This is a genomic window from Sphaerotilus sp., assembly GCF_013299175.1.
GTDB lineage: Bacteria > Pseudomonadota > Gammaproteobacteria > Burkholderiales > Burkholderiaceae_C > Sphaerotilus.
On record NZ_JAAFKF010000047.1, the window covers coordinates 13,859 to 28,611 of the forward strand.

Annotated in this window: 14 protein-coding genes; all 14 read left to right on the plus strand. The window is 68.1% G+C overall.

The window, feature by feature from the left end; all coding sequences use genetic code 11:
• Positions 1 to 74: 74 nt before the first annotated feature.
• Positions 75 to 2,195 (plus strand): cytochrome c biogenesis protein ResB, encoded by a 2,121-nt coding sequence (locus tag QZW52_RS10005; protein WP_293998049.1) that lies wholly within the window; start codon positions 75 to 77, stop codon positions 2,193 to 2,195.
• Positions 2,192 to 3,541 carry a c-type cytochrome biogenesis protein CcsB gene (gene ccsB / locus QZW52_RS10010; protein WP_293998052.1) on the plus strand — a complete coding sequence of 450 codons (1,350 nt, stop codon included), beginning with the start codon at positions 2,192 to 2,194 and terminating at the stop codon, positions 3,539 to 3,541. Before QZW52_RS10005 ends, ccsB begins: the two co-directional genes overlap by 4 nt.
• A 53-nt stretch (positions 3,542 to 3,594) precedes the next feature.
• Positions 3,595 to 3,984, plus strand: coding sequence for a hypothetical protein (locus QZW52_RS10015; RefSeq protein WP_293998055.1), 390 nt, complete (start codon positions 3,595 to 3,597; stop codon positions 3,982 to 3,984).
• A gap of 73 nt (positions 3,985 to 4,057) precedes the next feature.
• The gene (msrP, locus tag QZW52_RS10020) at positions 4,058 to 5,077 is read left to right on the plus strand and encodes a protein-methionine-sulfoxide reductase catalytic subunit MsrP (RefSeq protein WP_293998058.1); all 1,020 of its coding nucleotides are present in this window, start codon (positions 4,058 to 4,060) and stop codon (positions 5,075 to 5,077) included.
• A gap of 12 nt (positions 5,078 to 5,089) precedes the next feature.
• Entirely contained in the window at positions 5,090 to 5,746 is a 657-nt protein-coding gene (locus QZW52_RS10025) for a protein-methionine-sulfoxide reductase heme-binding subunit MsrQ (protein WP_293998061.1), read from the plus strand.
• 142 nt (positions 5,747 to 5,888) lie between these two features.
• Positions 5,889 to 7,139 (plus strand): hypothetical protein, encoded by a 1,251-nt coding sequence (locus tag QZW52_RS10030; protein ID WP_293998063.1) that lies wholly within the window; start codon positions 5,889 to 5,891, stop codon positions 7,137 to 7,139.
• Between the two features lie 163 nt (positions 7,140 to 7,302).
• Positions 7,303 to 7,923 (plus strand): hypothetical protein, encoded by a 621-nt coding sequence (locus QZW52_RS10035; RefSeq protein ID WP_293998065.1) that lies wholly within the window; start codon positions 7,303 to 7,305, stop codon positions 7,921 to 7,923.
• A 252-nt stretch (positions 7,924 to 8,175) separates the two neighbouring features.
• On the plus strand, positions 8,176 to 9,402 hold the full coding sequence (locus QZW52_RS10040; RefSeq protein WP_293998068.1) for a hypothetical protein: 1,227 nt from the start codon (positions 8,176 to 8,178) through the stop codon (positions 9,400 to 9,402).
• An 83-nt stretch (positions 9,403 to 9,485) separates the two neighbouring features.
• Positions 9,486 to 10,385: a decaprenyl-phosphate phosphoribosyltransferase gene (locus QZW52_RS10045; protein WP_293998071.1), complete on the plus strand. Its 900-nt coding sequence runs from the start codon at positions 9,486 to 9,488 to the stop codon at positions 10,383 to 10,385.
• Complete coding sequence (locus QZW52_RS10050) at positions 10,382 to 11,380, plus strand: lysylphosphatidylglycerol synthase transmembrane domain-containing protein (RefSeq protein ID WP_293998074.1); 999 nt, start codon at positions 10,382 to 10,384, stop codon at positions 11,378 to 11,380. The genes QZW52_RS10045 and QZW52_RS10050 overlap by 4 nt, the downstream gene beginning before the upstream one ends.
• Positions 11,377 to 12,672, plus strand: coding sequence for an FAD-binding oxidoreductase (locus QZW52_RS10055; protein ID WP_293998077.1), 1,296 nt, complete (start codon positions 11,377 to 11,379; stop codon positions 12,670 to 12,672). The genes QZW52_RS10050 and QZW52_RS10055 overlap by 4 nt, the downstream gene beginning before the upstream one ends.
• A gap of 63 nt (positions 12,673 to 12,735) precedes the next feature.
• Positions 12,736 to 13,485 (plus strand): SDR family oxidoreductase, encoded by a 750-nt coding sequence (locus QZW52_RS10060; protein ID WP_293998080.1) that lies wholly within the window; start codon positions 12,736 to 12,738, stop codon positions 13,483 to 13,485.
• A gap of 20 nt (positions 13,486 to 13,505) precedes the next feature.
• Positions 13,506 to 14,090 carry an HAD-IB family hydrolase gene (locus QZW52_RS10065; protein ID WP_293998083.1) on the plus strand — a complete coding sequence of 195 codons (585 nt, stop codon included), beginning with the start codon at positions 13,506 to 13,508 and terminating at the stop codon, positions 14,088 to 14,090.
• Between the two features lie 38 nt (positions 14,091 to 14,128).
• The coding region (gene lipB / locus QZW52_RS10070; protein ID WP_293998086.1) for a lipoyl(octanoyl) transferase LipB at positions 14,129 to 14,753 on the plus strand (625 nt) is incomplete at its 3' end.

The window sequence follows — 14,753 nt, forward strand, 5'->3', positions numbered from 1 at the left end:
TAAGGCCGGTCCCTGACCGGCCTTTCTGCTTCTTTACGCTGCATTCAGCTTTCGTTCGCATAATTCCGCCCGCCATGTCCGCATCCCCTTCCAGCCCAGAGATCCAGGCGGGTTCGCGCTGGAAGCAGGCGACCGTTGAACTGCTGTCATCGATGCGTTTCGCCATCGCGCTGTTCACGGTCATCTGCATCGCTTCGGTGATCGGCACCGTCGTCAAGCAGCAGCAGTCCCCCGTCAACTACGTCAACCAGTTCGGCCCCTTCTGGTCGGAGGTGTTCGGCCGCCTGGGGCTGTACGCGGTCTACAGCACGGGCTGGTTCCTGCTGATCCTGGTGTTCCTGGTGGTCTCGACCAGCCTGTGCGTCGCGCGGCACACGCCCAAGATCCTCGGCGACCTGCGCAACTACAAGGAACACATCCGCGAGTCCGCGCTGCTGGCCTTCCACCTGAAGGGCCACGGCGTGCTGCCGCTGTCGCGTGCGCAGGCGCTGGCCCGCGTCAACGAAGTGCTCGCCAACGACGGCTGGAAGGGCAAGGCGCAGGTGCGCGAAGGTGGCGTGATGGTCGCCGCGCGCCAGGGTGCGGCCAACAAGCTCGGCTACATCTCGGCCCACAGCGCCATCGTCCTGATCTGCATCGGCGGCTTGCTGGACGGCGACCTGATCGTCAACGCGCAGATGGCGCTGCTGGGCAAGTCCACCTACGCCGGCGGTGGACTCATCAAGGACGTGGCGCCCGAACACCGGCTGTCCACCGCCAACCCCACCTTCCGCGCCAACCTCTATGTGCCCGAAAAGGCGGTTGCCGGCACTGCGGTGATCAACCTCACCAGCGGCATCGTGCTGCAGGATCTGCCGTTCCAGGTCGAGCTGAAGAAGTTCGTCGTCGAGTACTACGACACCGGCATGCCCAAGCTGTTCGCCAGCGACATCATCGTCCACGACCCGGACGGCACGAACACCGAGGCCAAGGTCAAGGTCAACGAGCCCTTCATCCACAAGGGCGTCGCCATCTACCAGTCCAGCTTCGAGGATGGTGGCTCGAAGCTGACGCTGATGGCCCGCCCGATGGGACGGCTGGGGGCGCCGTTCGAGATCACCGGCGAAGTCGGTGGCAGCACCACGCTGACCAACGCCGCCTCCCAGACCGACAAGCTCCAGCTCGAATTCACGGGTCTGCGCACCATCAACGTCGAGAACCTCGCCGCCGAGAACCCGGGCGGCTCGAACTCTGGTGCCGATGTGCGCAAGGTCGATCTGGTCGGCTCGCTGGGCGAACACCTCGGCTCCGGCGCGCGCGTCAAGGCCGACAAGAAGCTGCACAACGTCGGCCCGTCCGTGACCTACAAGCTGCGCGATGCCTCGGGCCAGGCGCGGGAATACAGCAACTACATGATCCCGGTCGAGCTGGACGGCCAGAAGGTCTTCCTCGCCGGGGTGCGCGACACGCCGGACCAGGCGTTCCGCTACCTGCGCATTCCCGCGGATGAACGCAGCACGCTGGACGACTGGATGGGCATGAAAGCGGCGCTGGCCGACCCCGCCAGCCGCCTGGAAGCCGCCAAACGCTATGTGCGCAAGTCAGCCCCTGCCGACAAGCCCGAACTGGCGCAGCAGCTCGAAGCGTCCGTGCTGCGCGGGCTGACGCTGTTCGCCGGCGCCGAGGTCGTGCGCAAGGACACCCCGAGCGCGGGCTTGCAGGCGCTGCAGGACTTCATCGAGACCAACGTGCCCGAGGCCGACCGTGGCCGCACCTCCGAGGTGCTGATCCGCATCCTCAACGGCGGGCTGTTCGAGCTGCTCAACCTCGTGCGCGAGCGCGCCGGGCTGGCCGCACTGGCGCCGGGCGAAGAGGCGCAGCGGTTCATGGGCCAGGCGGTGCTGTCGCTGTCGGACTCGTTCGCCTACCCGGCGCCGCTGCTGCTGTCGCTGACCAGTTTCGACCAGGTGCAGGCGAGCGTCTTCCAGGTCACGCGGGCGCCGGGCCAGAAGCTGGTCTACCTGGGCTGTGCCTTCCTGATCCTCGGGGTCTTTGCGATGCTCTACATTCGCGAACGCCGTCTGTGGATCTGGATCGCAGGCCCGGCGGACGCCCCGTCCACCACCGTGACGCTGGCCCTGTCGGCCACCCGCCAGACGCTCGACACGGACAAGGATTTCGACGCCTTGAAAACCAGGATGCTGCAGACACCATGAACCAGACCACCACCCTGACCCTCGGCCGGGCGTCGCCGCTCAGCCGGCGCAGCGCCTTCGACTGGCTGTTCGCGCTGCTCGTGATCGCGGGCGCCGGCTTCGTCTGGCAACGCTACGGCGGTGCGATGGACGGCTACGAGCGCGGCATCCTGCTGTGCGCGGTGCCGGGTCTGATCGCGCTGGGCTGGTTCTGGGCGCCGCTGCGGGCGCTGAGCCTCGGGGTCGGGGCGGTGAGCTTGCTGGCAATATCGCTCTACCTGCGGCAAACGGATGCCTTTGGTGCCGATCTGGCCGCGGCCGACAAGGTGTTCTGGCTCAAGTACCTGCTGTCCAGCCAGAGCGCGATCATGTGGATGTGCGTGCTGGTGTTCATGTCCACGCTGTCGTACTGGACCGGTCTGCTGATCGGCCGCGGCAGCGACACCGCGCAGCGCATCGGTTCGTGGCTCGCGTGGTCGGCCGTCTTCATGGCGCTGGTCGGCACCTTCGTGCGCTGGTTCGAGAGCCACCAGATCGGCCCCGACATCGGCCACATCCCGGTCAGCAACCTCTATGAAGTGTTCGTGCTCTTCATCTGGCTGACCACGCTGATCTACCTGCACATCGAGGGCCACTACAAGACCCGTTCGCTGGGCGGCTTCGTGATGCTCATCGTCAGCGCGGCGGTCGGGTTCCTGCTGTGGTATTCGCTGTCCCGCGGGGCCGACCAGATCCAGCCGCTCGTGCCCGCCCTGCAGAGCTGGTGGATGAAGATCCACGTCCCGGCCAACTTCGTCGGCTACGGCACCTTCGCGCTGTCGGCGATGGTGGCGCTGGCCTACCTCGTCAAGACGGCGACGGCGCGCTCGCTGTGGACCGGGCTGGTGGGCGTGCCGGGCGCGCTGCTGCTGGTGCTGGCGGGCTTCTGGCTGCTGGGCGATCTGGCGCCGATGACCTCGGCGGCGGTGCTGAAGTCGATGCGGGTGCTGGGCGGCTGCGTGGCGCTGTTCGCGTTCACGATCGCGGTGCGCGGGGTGCTCAATGCACGCACGCCGGCGCCCGAGGTGCTCGACGATGTCATGTACCGTGCCATCGCCCTGGGCTTTGCCTTCTTCACGATCGCCACCATCCTCGGCGCCTTCTGGGCGGCGGAAGCCTGGGGCGGCTACTGGAGCTGGGATCCGAAGGAAACCTGGGCGCTGATCGTCTGGCTGAACTACGCGGCGTGGCTGCACATGCGGCTGATGAAGGGCCTGCGTGGCCGGGTGTCGGCGTGGTGGGCGCTGGTCGGGCTGGTGGTGACGACGTTTGCGTTCCTGGGGGTGAACATGTTCCTGTCGGGGCTGCATTCCTACGGGGAACTGTGAGTCGCTCAAGCCTCTGCGCCCGCCGCCGATAGGCAGTGCAGAGAGGTTCTGCCATGCCCTACGTTCACCGAGATGCCCGCGGCCAGATCGACCGCATCCACCGCGACGCTGTGCCCGGCGCAGAGTTCCTGCCGCCGGAGCATCCGGAGCTGCTTCAAGTGGTGGGCGGCTCCCCGAAGAGCGCCAACTTCGCGCACCTGGACACCGGGCTGATCCGGGTGCTGGAGGATCTGGTCGATGTGCTGGTGGGGCACAACGTGCTGCGCATCACCGACTTGCCCGCCGAGGCGCAGCAGAAGCTGTTCGCGCGCAAGAATTTCCGGGACCGCTTCCAGCGCAATGCCCTCCATCTGTCTGCACCGGAATCGCCCTTGGGCCATGATTCGGTGATCCCCACGGTTGCCATGCCCGTGCTGCCCACTCCGGTGCGGCGGCGGGGGTGATCCGGTGTAAGAAACCGGGCTTCTGCTGCGACTGAGGGACTGTTGCCCCGCTGTCCAGCCCAGGAGTCGCCCCATGTCCACCCGCCCGCACCGCCACCCCGACCACGGTTTTCTCCACCCCGTCCCCAGCGAGATCACGCCGCGCGCGGTCTACGAAGGCCGCCGGCAGTGGCTGCGGCAACTCGCTGCCGGCACCGGCGGCGCCGTGCTCGCCAGTTGGGCCACCCGTGACGCGCTGGCACAGGCCGCCAGCAGCCCGGCTGCACGACCCGGCAAGCTCGCGGCCCTGCCCGGCGCCCGCAGCGCAGTGCCCGGCGCGATGACGATGGACAAGCCCACCGCCTACGCCGACGCCTCCACCTACAACAACTACTACGAGTTCGGCACCGACAAGGCCGATCCCGCCCGCAACGCCGGCAAGCTCCAGACCCGCCCGTGGACCGTGGCGATCGAGGGCGAGGTGAAAAAACCCGGCGTGCTCGATCTGGAGTCGCTGCTCAAGCTCGCGCCGATGGAGGAGCGGCTCTACCGCCTGCGCTGCGTCGAGGGCTGGTCGATGGTGATCCCGTGGGTCGGGTTCTCGCTGGCGGAGCTGATCCGCAAGGTCGAGCCGACCGGCAACGCCAAGTACGTCGAGTTCGTGACGCTGGCGGATCCGAAGCAGATGCCGATGGTCGGCTCGCGCGTGCTTGACTGGCCCTACGTCGAAGGGCTGCGCATGGACGAGGCGATGCACCCGCTGGCGATGCTCGCGTTCGGCATGTACGGCGAGGTGCTGCCGAACCAGAACGGCGCGCCGGTGCGGCTGGTGGTGCCGTGGAAGTACGGCTTCAAGAGCGCCAAGTCGATCGTCAAGATCCGCTTCACCGACAAGCAGCCCGGCACCGCGTGGAACAAGGCCGCGCAGCAGGAATACGGCTTCTTCTCCAACGTCAACCCCGAGGTCGATCACCCGCGCTGGAGCCAGGCCACCGAGCGCCGCATCGGCGAGGACGGCCTGTTCGCCAAGAAGCGCCCGACGCTGATGTTCAACGGCTACGGTGCGCAGGTCGCGTCGCTCTACGCCGGCATGGACCTGCACAAGTTCTTCTGACCGGGGCGCGTGATGAACCGAGCTGCATTGAACCGGCTGCTGTTGCGGCCGGCGGCCAAACCCTTGCTGTGGCTGCTCTGCCTCGTGCCGCTGGTCGGCTGGGTCTGGGGTGGTTTCCACAACACGCTGGGTGCCAATCCGGCGGAAACCATCCTGCGCGGCACCGGATCCTGGACGCTGCGTTTCCTGTGCATCGTGCTGGCCGTGACGCCGTTGCGGCAGTGGAGCGGGCTGAACGCGCTGGCCCGCTGGCGCCGGATGCTGGGGCTGTACGTGTTCTTCTACGCCGTGCTGCACTTCCTGGCCTACGCCTGGCTGGACATGGGCTTCGATCCGGCGGCGGTCGCCAAGGACTTGGGCAAACGGCCGTTTGCGTTGGTGGGGTTTGTGGCCTTCGTGCTGCTGGTCCCGCTGGCGGCGACCTCGTTCAACCGCGCCATCAAGGCCATGGGGGCGGCACGCTGGCAGCGTCTGCACCGGCTGGTCTACGCCATCGCGGGCCTGGGGCTGCTGCACTTCTTCTGGATGCGCGCCTCCAAACACCGCTACGGCGAGGTGCTGGTCTACGCGGTGGTCCTCGGCGCGCTGCTCGGCTGGCGGGGATGGCGTCGCCTGAGATCGGCGCAACCCCCGATCGCCCTGCAGCATTCCCGTGTTACAGGGGGATGAAACCATCTGAAACCCCTGAATCAGGGGGGATTGAACCGCACAAAAGCTGCCATTGACGTGACAAAGTTGGCAAAATCGTTGACATGTGATTTTTGCCCACTTACGATGAGCGCAGACGTAACAGGGTGTTAAGGAGGCGGGCGTGACAAGCGTGAAGAGCATGGGCAGTCCGGGGGATGCATTCCCGCCAGGGGAGGCGTCGGTGCTGGAAGGACAGCCACCCTGGGATCTGCTCGCGCTGCTGACCCTGGCCTTCATCGTGTTCGGCTGGATGGCGCTGGCGGTGTCCTACAACCCCAGCCACGGTGCGCAGTTCGCCTTCGAGCGGTTTCACACGGTCGCGCTGCACCAGTTCCAGACCTTGCCCTGGGACCGCTTCCTGCACGAGATGCACACCACTTACGGTCCCGCTTTCTACGCGTTGGTGGGCAGCCTGTACCTGCCGACCGAAGGCGTGCGTGCCGTCGGGCTGGTGATGCACCTCCTCTCGACGCTGCTGCTGCTGCAGGTCGCGCTGCGCACCGGTGCGCCGTGGCAGCGGGCGGCGCTGCTGTCGGTGGCGTTCTTTGCGTCGCCGTTCCAGTTCGGGCCGGCGCTGTGGGGCCATCCGGATGCGCTGGCGATGCTGCTGATGATGCTCGGCCTGGGTGCCACGCTGCTGGCTGGCCGGGGTACGCACCGCTCGGTCTCGATCGGGCTGTTGCCGATGACGGTGCTGGTCCACCAGGCGGGCGTGGCGGTGGTGGCGGCGTCCTGTCTTGACGATCTGCGGCTGCGGCGCTACGCGGACATGGCGCTCAAGCTGCTGGTCACGTCGGCGATGCTGTACCTCCTCTACCGTGTCTGGGATGGTTTCACGCCCCCGTCGCTGCAGCATGCCACGCAGATCAACACCCGCGGCTTCCTGATGGCGTTCACGCTGCTGGCGCTCGGGCTGCACGCCTGGGACCGGCTCAACACGCGCACCCGCGCCGTCGTGCTGCTGGTCCGGTTCGCGCTGCTGTGGCCAGTGTTCACGGCGGTGTATGCGGTGTCGGCGCCGTTCGCGGGTGGTGGATTCATCTTCTCGCGGCTCGATACGCTGGACAGCGGGTGGCTGGCGGTGAATGTGGCCAGTCCGGCGCTGATGGCCGCGGTGGTGGCGTGGAGCTGGACATCGCTGGTCGGCTACCGGCTCTCCACGGCGCAGATCACGCTGTGCGCTGCAGTGCTCGCCACGGGACAGGCGCTTTACCTGAAGGACATCGACTTCTTCTTCTGGCCGCTGCTGCTGATGCGGCTGGTGCGCTGGGGCAGCCAACGTCCGCAGATGCGCGATGCGCTCATGCGCAGTGCCGTGGTCTGGACGCTGGTCAGTCTGACGCTGGCGACGTTGTCGTACAGCCAGCTCTGACGCCCTGCAGCACCGCCCCCGGCGTGCGGATTCCACGCCCACCGCCCCGCACACGCGCACCACCCTGAGGCACGGGGTACCCGCCGTTCCCGCCCGTTCCTACCCTGCGCGCAACGATCGCCGGCCCTTGAGCTGGCGGCGCAACCAAGATGCGGGGGCATCCATGATTTCCAGGGAACCACACACCAGCACCGACCGCCCTGACACGGGTGGCGACACCCGTGGCGAGGGCTGGCCCCAGCGGCTGGAGCGCGCTCGCCAGGAGCGCAACCACCGCGAGATGGCCCGGCTGCTGCTCGACGGCGCGGACACCGCAATGGCGCAAGCCGATGCCGAGATCGAGGCGGATGAAGGGATCAGCGATGGCGAGTCGCTGGAGCGGGTGCAATGGCTGCTGGCACGCGCGCAGCGTTCGCTCGACGCCTGCGGCCTCCATCCTGAATGCTTGACGCTGCAGTGCGAGCTGATGGAGCGCCAGTGCCGGCTGTCACGGCAGTGGGCGCGGCTCGGCCATCCGGGGCAACACCATGTCGCCCGCGAACTGGTGCGCGACCAGGCGTTCGAGGTGGCCCGCCGCGCCGAGCGCACGCCGGACCTGGGTCTGCGGGTGGCGGTGATCCTGCGGGCGGCCGAGACGCTGGACGCGCTGGGTGATCTGGGGGATGCCCACGCGCTGCGGGCACGGGCGTTTCACCGGCTGGGGTCGGCCAACGCCTGTGCATCCGCTCCACACCTGACCCAAGGGACTTCGCTGCCTGGCGGGGTGCTGCGCACGTACCAGTAGCGCACCCAGGTGCCACCCGGAAACAACGGATGCCAGATTCGTTGAACGGGATGGAATGCACAACATGCTGCACCAGTTCTCCGGTGCCCCTGGATCTCGGGGATCGGCATGCCAAGCACAAAAGATAACATCTGGTCTTGAATTGAAATTTCTTATTTCAGGGAGGCGTGTCCGCAGGTGCTGACCGATGCGGGCCTCGCGCTACATATGCAAGAGCTGATCGCTGTTTTGAATGCCGAATCGGATGTTTGCGTGGGCCGCCCAGGCGGTTCCGCGCGGACAGGGCGCCAGTCCATTCCGCTGCTGCTGGCCGTGCTGGTGTTGGGGTGTATCGGTGTGTGGCTGTTGGCGGTGGGCTACAACCCATCGAATGGCGCGCAGGGGGACTTCGAGAAATACCACCTCGTCACCGTGCAGCAGTACGTCGAGTTGCCCTGGCGGACGTTCCTGCGCGAGATGCTCACGGCGTCCGGCCCGGTGTTCTATGCCGTGCTGGGGGCCTTGCACCTGGACCGGGGGGAGCTGGCACGGCCTGCCGTGCTGCTGATGCACCTGGGCAGCACGGGCTTGCTGGGGGTGCTGGCGCAGCGCAGTCGCCTGGGTGTGACCGTGTCGCTGGTGCTGATGGCGGCGTTCTTCTTCTCGCCGTTCCAGCTCGGCCCCGCGCTCTGGGGCCACCCGGAAACCCTGGCCACCCTGATGGTGATGGCTTCCGCCGTGTGGCGTTTGCCAAGCCGGTCTTCACCCGGACGCGACCCGCAGGGATGGATGACGCTGTGGCTGCTGCCGCTGACGGTTGCCGTGCGGCAGACCAGCCTGGCCATCGTGGCGGCACAGATGCTCGACGATCTGCAGCAACGGCGCTACCGGAGCGCGTTGGTGCAGGGTGGCGTGTCCGTGGCCCTGCTGGCGGCGCTGGCCATGGCCTGGGGCGGACTGACACCGCCGCCGTTCCATGACCACCTGCAGCCCAGCTTGCGCACCGGGCTGGTGGCGCTGGCCATGCTGCTGCCGACGTTGATGGCCGGGTCGGTGCGGGGTGCCCTGCGGCCGGGTCTGGCGGTGCTGGTCCGGCGCTGGCTGTGCTGGATGCCGCTGATGGTGGCGATGTATTCGCTGTCCGCGCCGTTCGAGCGCGGGGGCTTCATCTTTTCCCGGTTCGACGCGCTGGAGGCGGATCGGCTGAGCGGGTTCGGCGGGATGGCCTTGCTGAGTCCTGCGGTGATCGCGGCGGTGGTGGCCTGGTGCTGGGGTGCCATGCGTGCCAATGCGCTGCTCAGCGTGCAGATCCTGGGTGGCTGCCTGGTCCTGGCGGCCAGCAATGTCTTCTACGTCAAGTACGTTGATTTCTTTTTCTGGCCGCTGCTGTGCATGGCGCTGGTGCGGGCGGACGTGCCGGGACGCAAGGCGCTGGTGTATTCGGCCGCTTGCTGGACAACGGTGCACCTGCTGCTGGTCAGCATCGTCTATCGAACATGAACTGCGCGCCATGACCGGCATCGGCCGGCCAGGGCAGAGCAGAGCAGCAGCATTCAGCGACTTTTTTGTTCAGGGGATTCCACATGACGACAGCGGTTCGTGACTTTGATCCGATTGCTCTGGGCGCAGGGTGTGCCGCGCTGATGCGTCCGCACCACTGGATCAAGAACGGTTTTGTGCTGGTCGGCCTGGTGTTTGCACACCGCTGGAACGAATCGGGTGTGGCGGCTACGCTGGCGTTCTGTGCGTTCTGTGCCATGGCCAGCGCGGTCTACATCTACAACGATCTGCAGGACGTGGAGGACGATCGGCGCCATCCGACCAAGTGCCTCCGCCCGATCGCCAGTGGTGTCGTGGCCCCTGGCGCGGCGGGCGTGCTGCTGGCGGGGCTGGTGCTGCTGGGGTTGGTGCTGGCTGCACAGGTGTCACCCACGGCGCTGTACCTGGTCGCCGGCTACGCGGCACTGAATGTGGCCTATACCCACCACCTCAAGAAGATGGTGATCATCGACGTCTTCACCATCTCGCTGGGGTTCATGCTGCGGCTGCTGGTCGGCACGCTGGGCCTGGGCATCAAGCCGAGTTCGTGGCTGCTGCTGTGCGGGCTGATGGTGACGCTGTTCCTGGGCTTCGCCAAGCGCCGGGCCGAGTTGCTGGGCAGCAGCACGGCGGCAGGGGCGCCCACGCGTGCCGTGCTGATGGCCTACCAGCCGCAGGTGCTCGACCAGTTCCTGGCCGTGACAGCGGGGGCCACCGTGCTGGCCTATGCGCTCTACACCGTGAGCACCGACACCATCGCGCTGCACCACACCGACCAACTGATCTACACGCTGCCCTTCATCGTCTACGGCATGTTCCGCTACCTGTTCATGCTGCACAACACCGGCAGCGGCCAGGACACGGCACGCGATCTGATGACCGACCGCCACTTGCTGGTGACCATCGCCGGCTGGGTGCTGACGACCATGCTGATCCTGGCATGAGCCTGAACCTGGGCAAGGGCGTGCGCTGGCCTGCGCTGATCCTGTCGGTGGCAGGGGCTGCGCTGGCGTATCTGGGGGTGTCGCTGTGGGCCGGGGCGGACGAGGTGGGACGCGCGGTCACGCGGATCGGTGCGCAGGGGCTGGCGGCGATGCTGGCGCTGTCGCTGGTGAACTATGCGCTGCGCTTTGTGCGGTGGCAGCTCTACCTGCGCGTCCTGGGCCACGCGCAGCCCGTGGCGCCGAGCCTGTGCATCTACCTCGCCGGCTTTGCGCTGACCACCACGCCGGGCAAGGCCGGTGAGGCGCTGCGCTCGGTGTTCCTGAAGTCGCGCGGCGTGCCCGTGGCGGCCAGCATGGCGGCGTTCTTCAGCGAGCGGCTCTCCGACTTGCTGGCGGTGGTCGTGCTGGTGGTGGTGGGCTTGGGGGCGTTTCCAGGGCAATGGCTGCTGGCGGCGGCGGGCGCTGGACTGGTGCTGGCGCTGTCGGCTCCGCTGATGCTGCCCGTGCCCTGGCAGCGGTCGCTGCACGGCCGGTTGCGGCAACGGCTGGCGCCGCAGAGCCGCTCGGGTCGCGCCGTGCAGGCGTTGGCAGGTGTGCTGGCCCAGGCGCGGGCTTGCCACACCCCGCTGGTGCTGCTGGCCGCCTTCGGGTTGAGCCTGGTGGCCTGGGCCGCCGAGGCGTGGGCGTTTCACCTGATGCTGGGCTGGCTGGATGCGGCGCAAGGGATGCCGTTTTCGTCCCTGGTGTACTCGGCGGGCGTGCTGGCCGGGGCGATCAGTTTCCTGCCCGGTGGGCTGGGCGGCACCGAGGCCACGATGGTGGGCCTCCTGCTGTGGGCCGGGCAGTCGCAGGCACCCGCGGTCGCCGCCACCCTGCTGATCCGGCTCACCACCCTGTGGTTCGCGGTGCTGATCGGGGCGGTGGCGCTGGCGGTCGTGCTGCGTGGCGAGCGCCAGCGCGGGGTGGCTGCGTCGCACGGCGCTTGCCCGGCATGACGAGCGGCGCCACCTCCTGGGGCCGCTATCCGCCGCACCGTGCCGCCCGCGAGTGGGCGCTGTCGGATCGCCACGCGGCCCTGCCCATCCCCGCCAGTGGCACACCCGGCCTGCTGCCCCACGGCATGGGCCGCAGCTATGGCGACGTGGCCCTCAATGACGGCGGCGATCTGCTGCGCACACGCGGCCTCGACCGCTTCATCGCCTTCGACCCCGCCACCGGTGTGCTGCGCGCCGAAGCCGGTGTCACGCTCGACGAGATCCTCACCCTGGTCATGCCCCAGGGCTGGTTCCTGCCGGTCACGCCCGGCACGCGCTTTGTCACGCTCGGCGGCGCCGTCGCCAACGATGTCCACGGCAAGAACCACCACGGCGCGGGCACCCTGGGCTGCCATGTGCGCGCGTTCGAATTGCTGCGCTCGGACGGCAGCCGCCGCACCTGCACCCCCGCCGACCATGCCGACTGGTTCGGCGCCACCATCGGCGGACTGGGCCTGACGGGGTTGATCACCTGGGTGGAGATCGGGCTGGAGCGCATCAGCCAGCCGGTGCTGCGCGTGGTCAACCGGCGGTTTTCCGGGCTGGAGGGCTACTGGGCGCTGGACGCCGAACTCGGCCCGCACCACGCGCACGCCGTGGCCTGGGTCGATTGCCTGCGCGGTGGGCGGGGCATTTTCTCTGCGGCCGACTTCGTGGGCACCGGCGGCGCACCGGTGGCCGCGCCGACCGGTGCGCGCCAACTGCCGCTGGATCCCCCGTTCTCGCTGGTCAACGGCCTGAGTCTGCGGGCCTTCAACACCCTTTACTACCACCGCCCGGTCCCGCGCGAGGGGCTGAGCCACTGCCTGCCCTTTTTCTACCCGCTCGATGGCGTGGCGCATTGGAACCGGCTCTATGGCCGCGCCGGGTTCTTCCAGTACCAGTGCGTCCTGCCACCTGCGGCGATGCGCGAGGCGGCCCGCGATCTGTTTTCGGTCATCGGGCAGCGTGGACAAGGCTCGTTCCTGGCGGTGTTCAAGACCTTCGGCACGCGCCGCTCACCTGGCTGGCTGTCGTTCCCGCGCGAGGGGGCGACGCTGGCGCTCGATTTCCCCAACCGGGGTGCAACGACCCTGGCGTTGCTGCGCGAGCTGGATGCGGTGGTCGCGGCGGCGGGTGGTGCGCTCTACCCGGCCAAGGACGCACGGATGCCGCGTGCGCTGTTCCTCTCCGGGTATCCTGCGCTCGATCGGTTCTCGGCCTATGTCGATCCGGCGTTTTCCTCCAGCTTCTGGCGGCGCCTGGCGGCCTGAGTCGCTGCTCTGCGCTGCCTGTGCGCCTGTCCCCACTGTCTTTCTTGGATTCCGCGGTTCCCCATGCAACGCATTCTTGTCTTTGGCGCCACCTCGGCGATTGCCGCTGCGGCGGCCCGTGTGTGGGCCGAGCGTGGCGCACGGGTCTATCTGGTCGGGCGCCATCCGGGGCGCCTGCAGGCCGTGGCCGATGACTTGCGGGTGCGCGCTGGGGCCGCAGGCGCCGAGCGGATTGGCAGCACCACGGCCGATCTGGATGACCTCCCCGCGCACGCGGCGCTGATCGAGCAGGCCGTGGCGTGGCTCGGTGGTCTGGATGTCGTGCTCATCGCGCAGGGCACGCTGCCCGACCAGACTGCCTGCGAAACGGATGTCGCCACCACCTTGCGCGACATCCACACCAACGCACTCTCGGTCATCAGCCTGTGTACCGTGCTGGCGAACCGATTGGCTGGGCAGGGCAGCGGCTGCCTGGCGGTGATTTCGTCCGTGGCCGGCGACCGGGGGCGGCAGTCCAACTATGTCTATGGGGCGGCCAAGGGCATGGTCAGCCTGTTCCTGCAGGGGCTGCGCAACCGCCTGCACCGACACGGCGTGGCGGTGGTGACGATCAAGCCAGGATTCGTGGATACGCCGATGACCGCCTCGTTCAAGAAGGGCGCGCTGTGGGCCACGCCGGCGCAGGTGGGCCGGGGCATCGTGGCGGCCTGTGATGCCCGGCGCGACGAGGTCTATCTGCCGGGCTTCTGGCGGCTGATCATGGCCATCGTCACCTCGGTGCCCGAGGCCGTGTTCAAGCGGCTCAAGCTCTGACACGGACACTGCTGGTCTCCATGCGTCTGGCCCTTTTCGACTTCGATGGCACGCTGTCCACCCGCGACAGCCTGATGCCCTTTCTGCGCCACACCTGCGGCACCCTGCGTTTTCTGGGCGGGCTGGTCTGGATGGCGCCGGTGCTGGGCGCTTATGCGGCGGGATGGATGCCCAACGACCGGGCCAAGGCGCGCGTGCTCGGCCACTTCCTGGGCGGCCGGACGCTGGCGCAGGTGCAGCAGGCCGGCGCGGTGTTTGCCCGCACGGCGCTGCCGGGGTTGCTGCGCGCCTCGACGGTGGCACGGCTGCGCGAACACCAGGCCCGCGGTGACTGCTGTGTGCTGGTGAGCGCCTCGCTCGATGTCTATCTGGAACCGTGGGCGGCGGCGCAGGGCTTCGATGCCGTGCTCTGCTCCTGCCTGGTGACGACCGCCGAGGGCCGCGTCACGGGTGCGCTGGCCGGGGCCAACTGCTTCGGCCCGGAGAAAGCCCGGCGCATCACCGACTGGCTGGCCGGGCGTCATCCCGACCACATCACCGCCTACGGGGACAGCCGTGGCGATGACGAGATGCTGGCGATGGCCGATACCCCCGTGCGGCTCTGAGCCGGGCGTGGGGGCAGGGTGGTGGGACAATCCGCGCCATGCTGGTTCCGCAATTCCTTGGCCACGTGCCCTTCGAGCCGACCTACGCCGCGATGCGCGCCTTCACTGACGCCCGCGCGCCCGACACGCCCGACGAACTCTGGCTGTGCGCGCACGACCCGGTCTACACCCAGGGCATCGCCGGCAAGCCGGAACACGTCTTCGCGCCCGAGGGCGTGCCGATTGTCCAGACCAACCGCGGCGGCCAGGTCACGTACCACGGCCCCGGCCAGGTGGTGGCCTATCCGCTGATCGACCTGCGGCGCATCGGTCCCCAGGGTATCTACGTCAAGGAATACGTCTACCGCATCGAGGAGGCCGTGATCCGCACGCTGGCCGGCTTCGGCGTCACCGGCCACCGCGTCGCCAGCGCGCCGGGCATCTACGTGCGGCTGGACGACCCGTTCGCGCATGGGGCGCTGCGCGGGCCGGCCGATCCGCGCGACCCCTTCCGCGGGCTGGGCAAGATCTCGGCGCTCGGTATCAAGGTCGCCAAGCACTGCACCTACCACGGCGTGGCGCTCAACGTGGCGATGGACCTGTCGCCCTACCTGCGCATCAACCCTTGCGGCTATGCAGGGTTGCAGACGGTCGATTTGGCTACACTCGGCGTCCACGCCGACC

Excerpts from the sequence above, each read along its gene's own strand:
- QZW52_RS10005 (WP_293998049.1), top strand. The coding sequence starts at position 75 with ATGTCCGCATCCCCTTCCAGCCCAGAGATCCAGGCGGGTTCGCGCTGG.
- ccsB (WP_293998052.1), top strand. The coding sequence starts at position 2,192 with ATGAACCAGACCACCACCCTGACCCTCGGCCGGGCGTCGCCGCTCAGC.
- QZW52_RS10015 (WP_293998055.1), top strand. The coding sequence starts at position 3,595 with ATGCCCTACGTTCACCGAGATGCCCGCGGCCAGATCGACCGCATCCAC.
- msrP (WP_293998058.1), top strand. The coding sequence starts at position 4,058 with ATGTCCACCCGCCCGCACCGCCACCCCGACCACGGTTTTCTCCACCCC.
- QZW52_RS10025 (WP_293998061.1), top strand. The coding sequence starts at position 5,090 with ATGAACCGAGCTGCATTGAACCGGCTGCTGTTGCGGCCGGCGGCCAAA.
- QZW52_RS10035 (WP_293998065.1), top strand. The coding sequence starts at position 7,303 with ATGATTTCCAGGGAACCACACACCAGCACCGACCGCCCTGACACGGGT.
- QZW52_RS10045 (WP_293998071.1), top strand. The coding sequence starts at position 9,486 with ATGACGACAGCGGTTCGTGACTTTGATCCGATTGCTCTGGGCGCAGGG.
- QZW52_RS10050 (WP_293998074.1), top strand. The coding sequence starts at position 10,382 with ATGAGCCTGAACCTGGGCAAGGGCGTGCGCTGGCCTGCGCTGATCCTG.
- QZW52_RS10055 (WP_293998077.1), top strand. The coding sequence starts at position 11,377 with ATGACGAGCGGCGCCACCTCCTGGGGCCGCTATCCGCCGCACCGTGCC.
- QZW52_RS10060 (WP_293998080.1), top strand. The coding sequence starts at position 12,736 with ATGCAACGCATTCTTGTCTTTGGCGCCACCTCGGCGATTGCCGCTGCG.
- QZW52_RS10065 (WP_293998083.1), top strand. The coding sequence starts at position 13,506 with ATGCGTCTGGCCCTTTTCGACTTCGATGGCACGCTGTCCACCCGCGAC.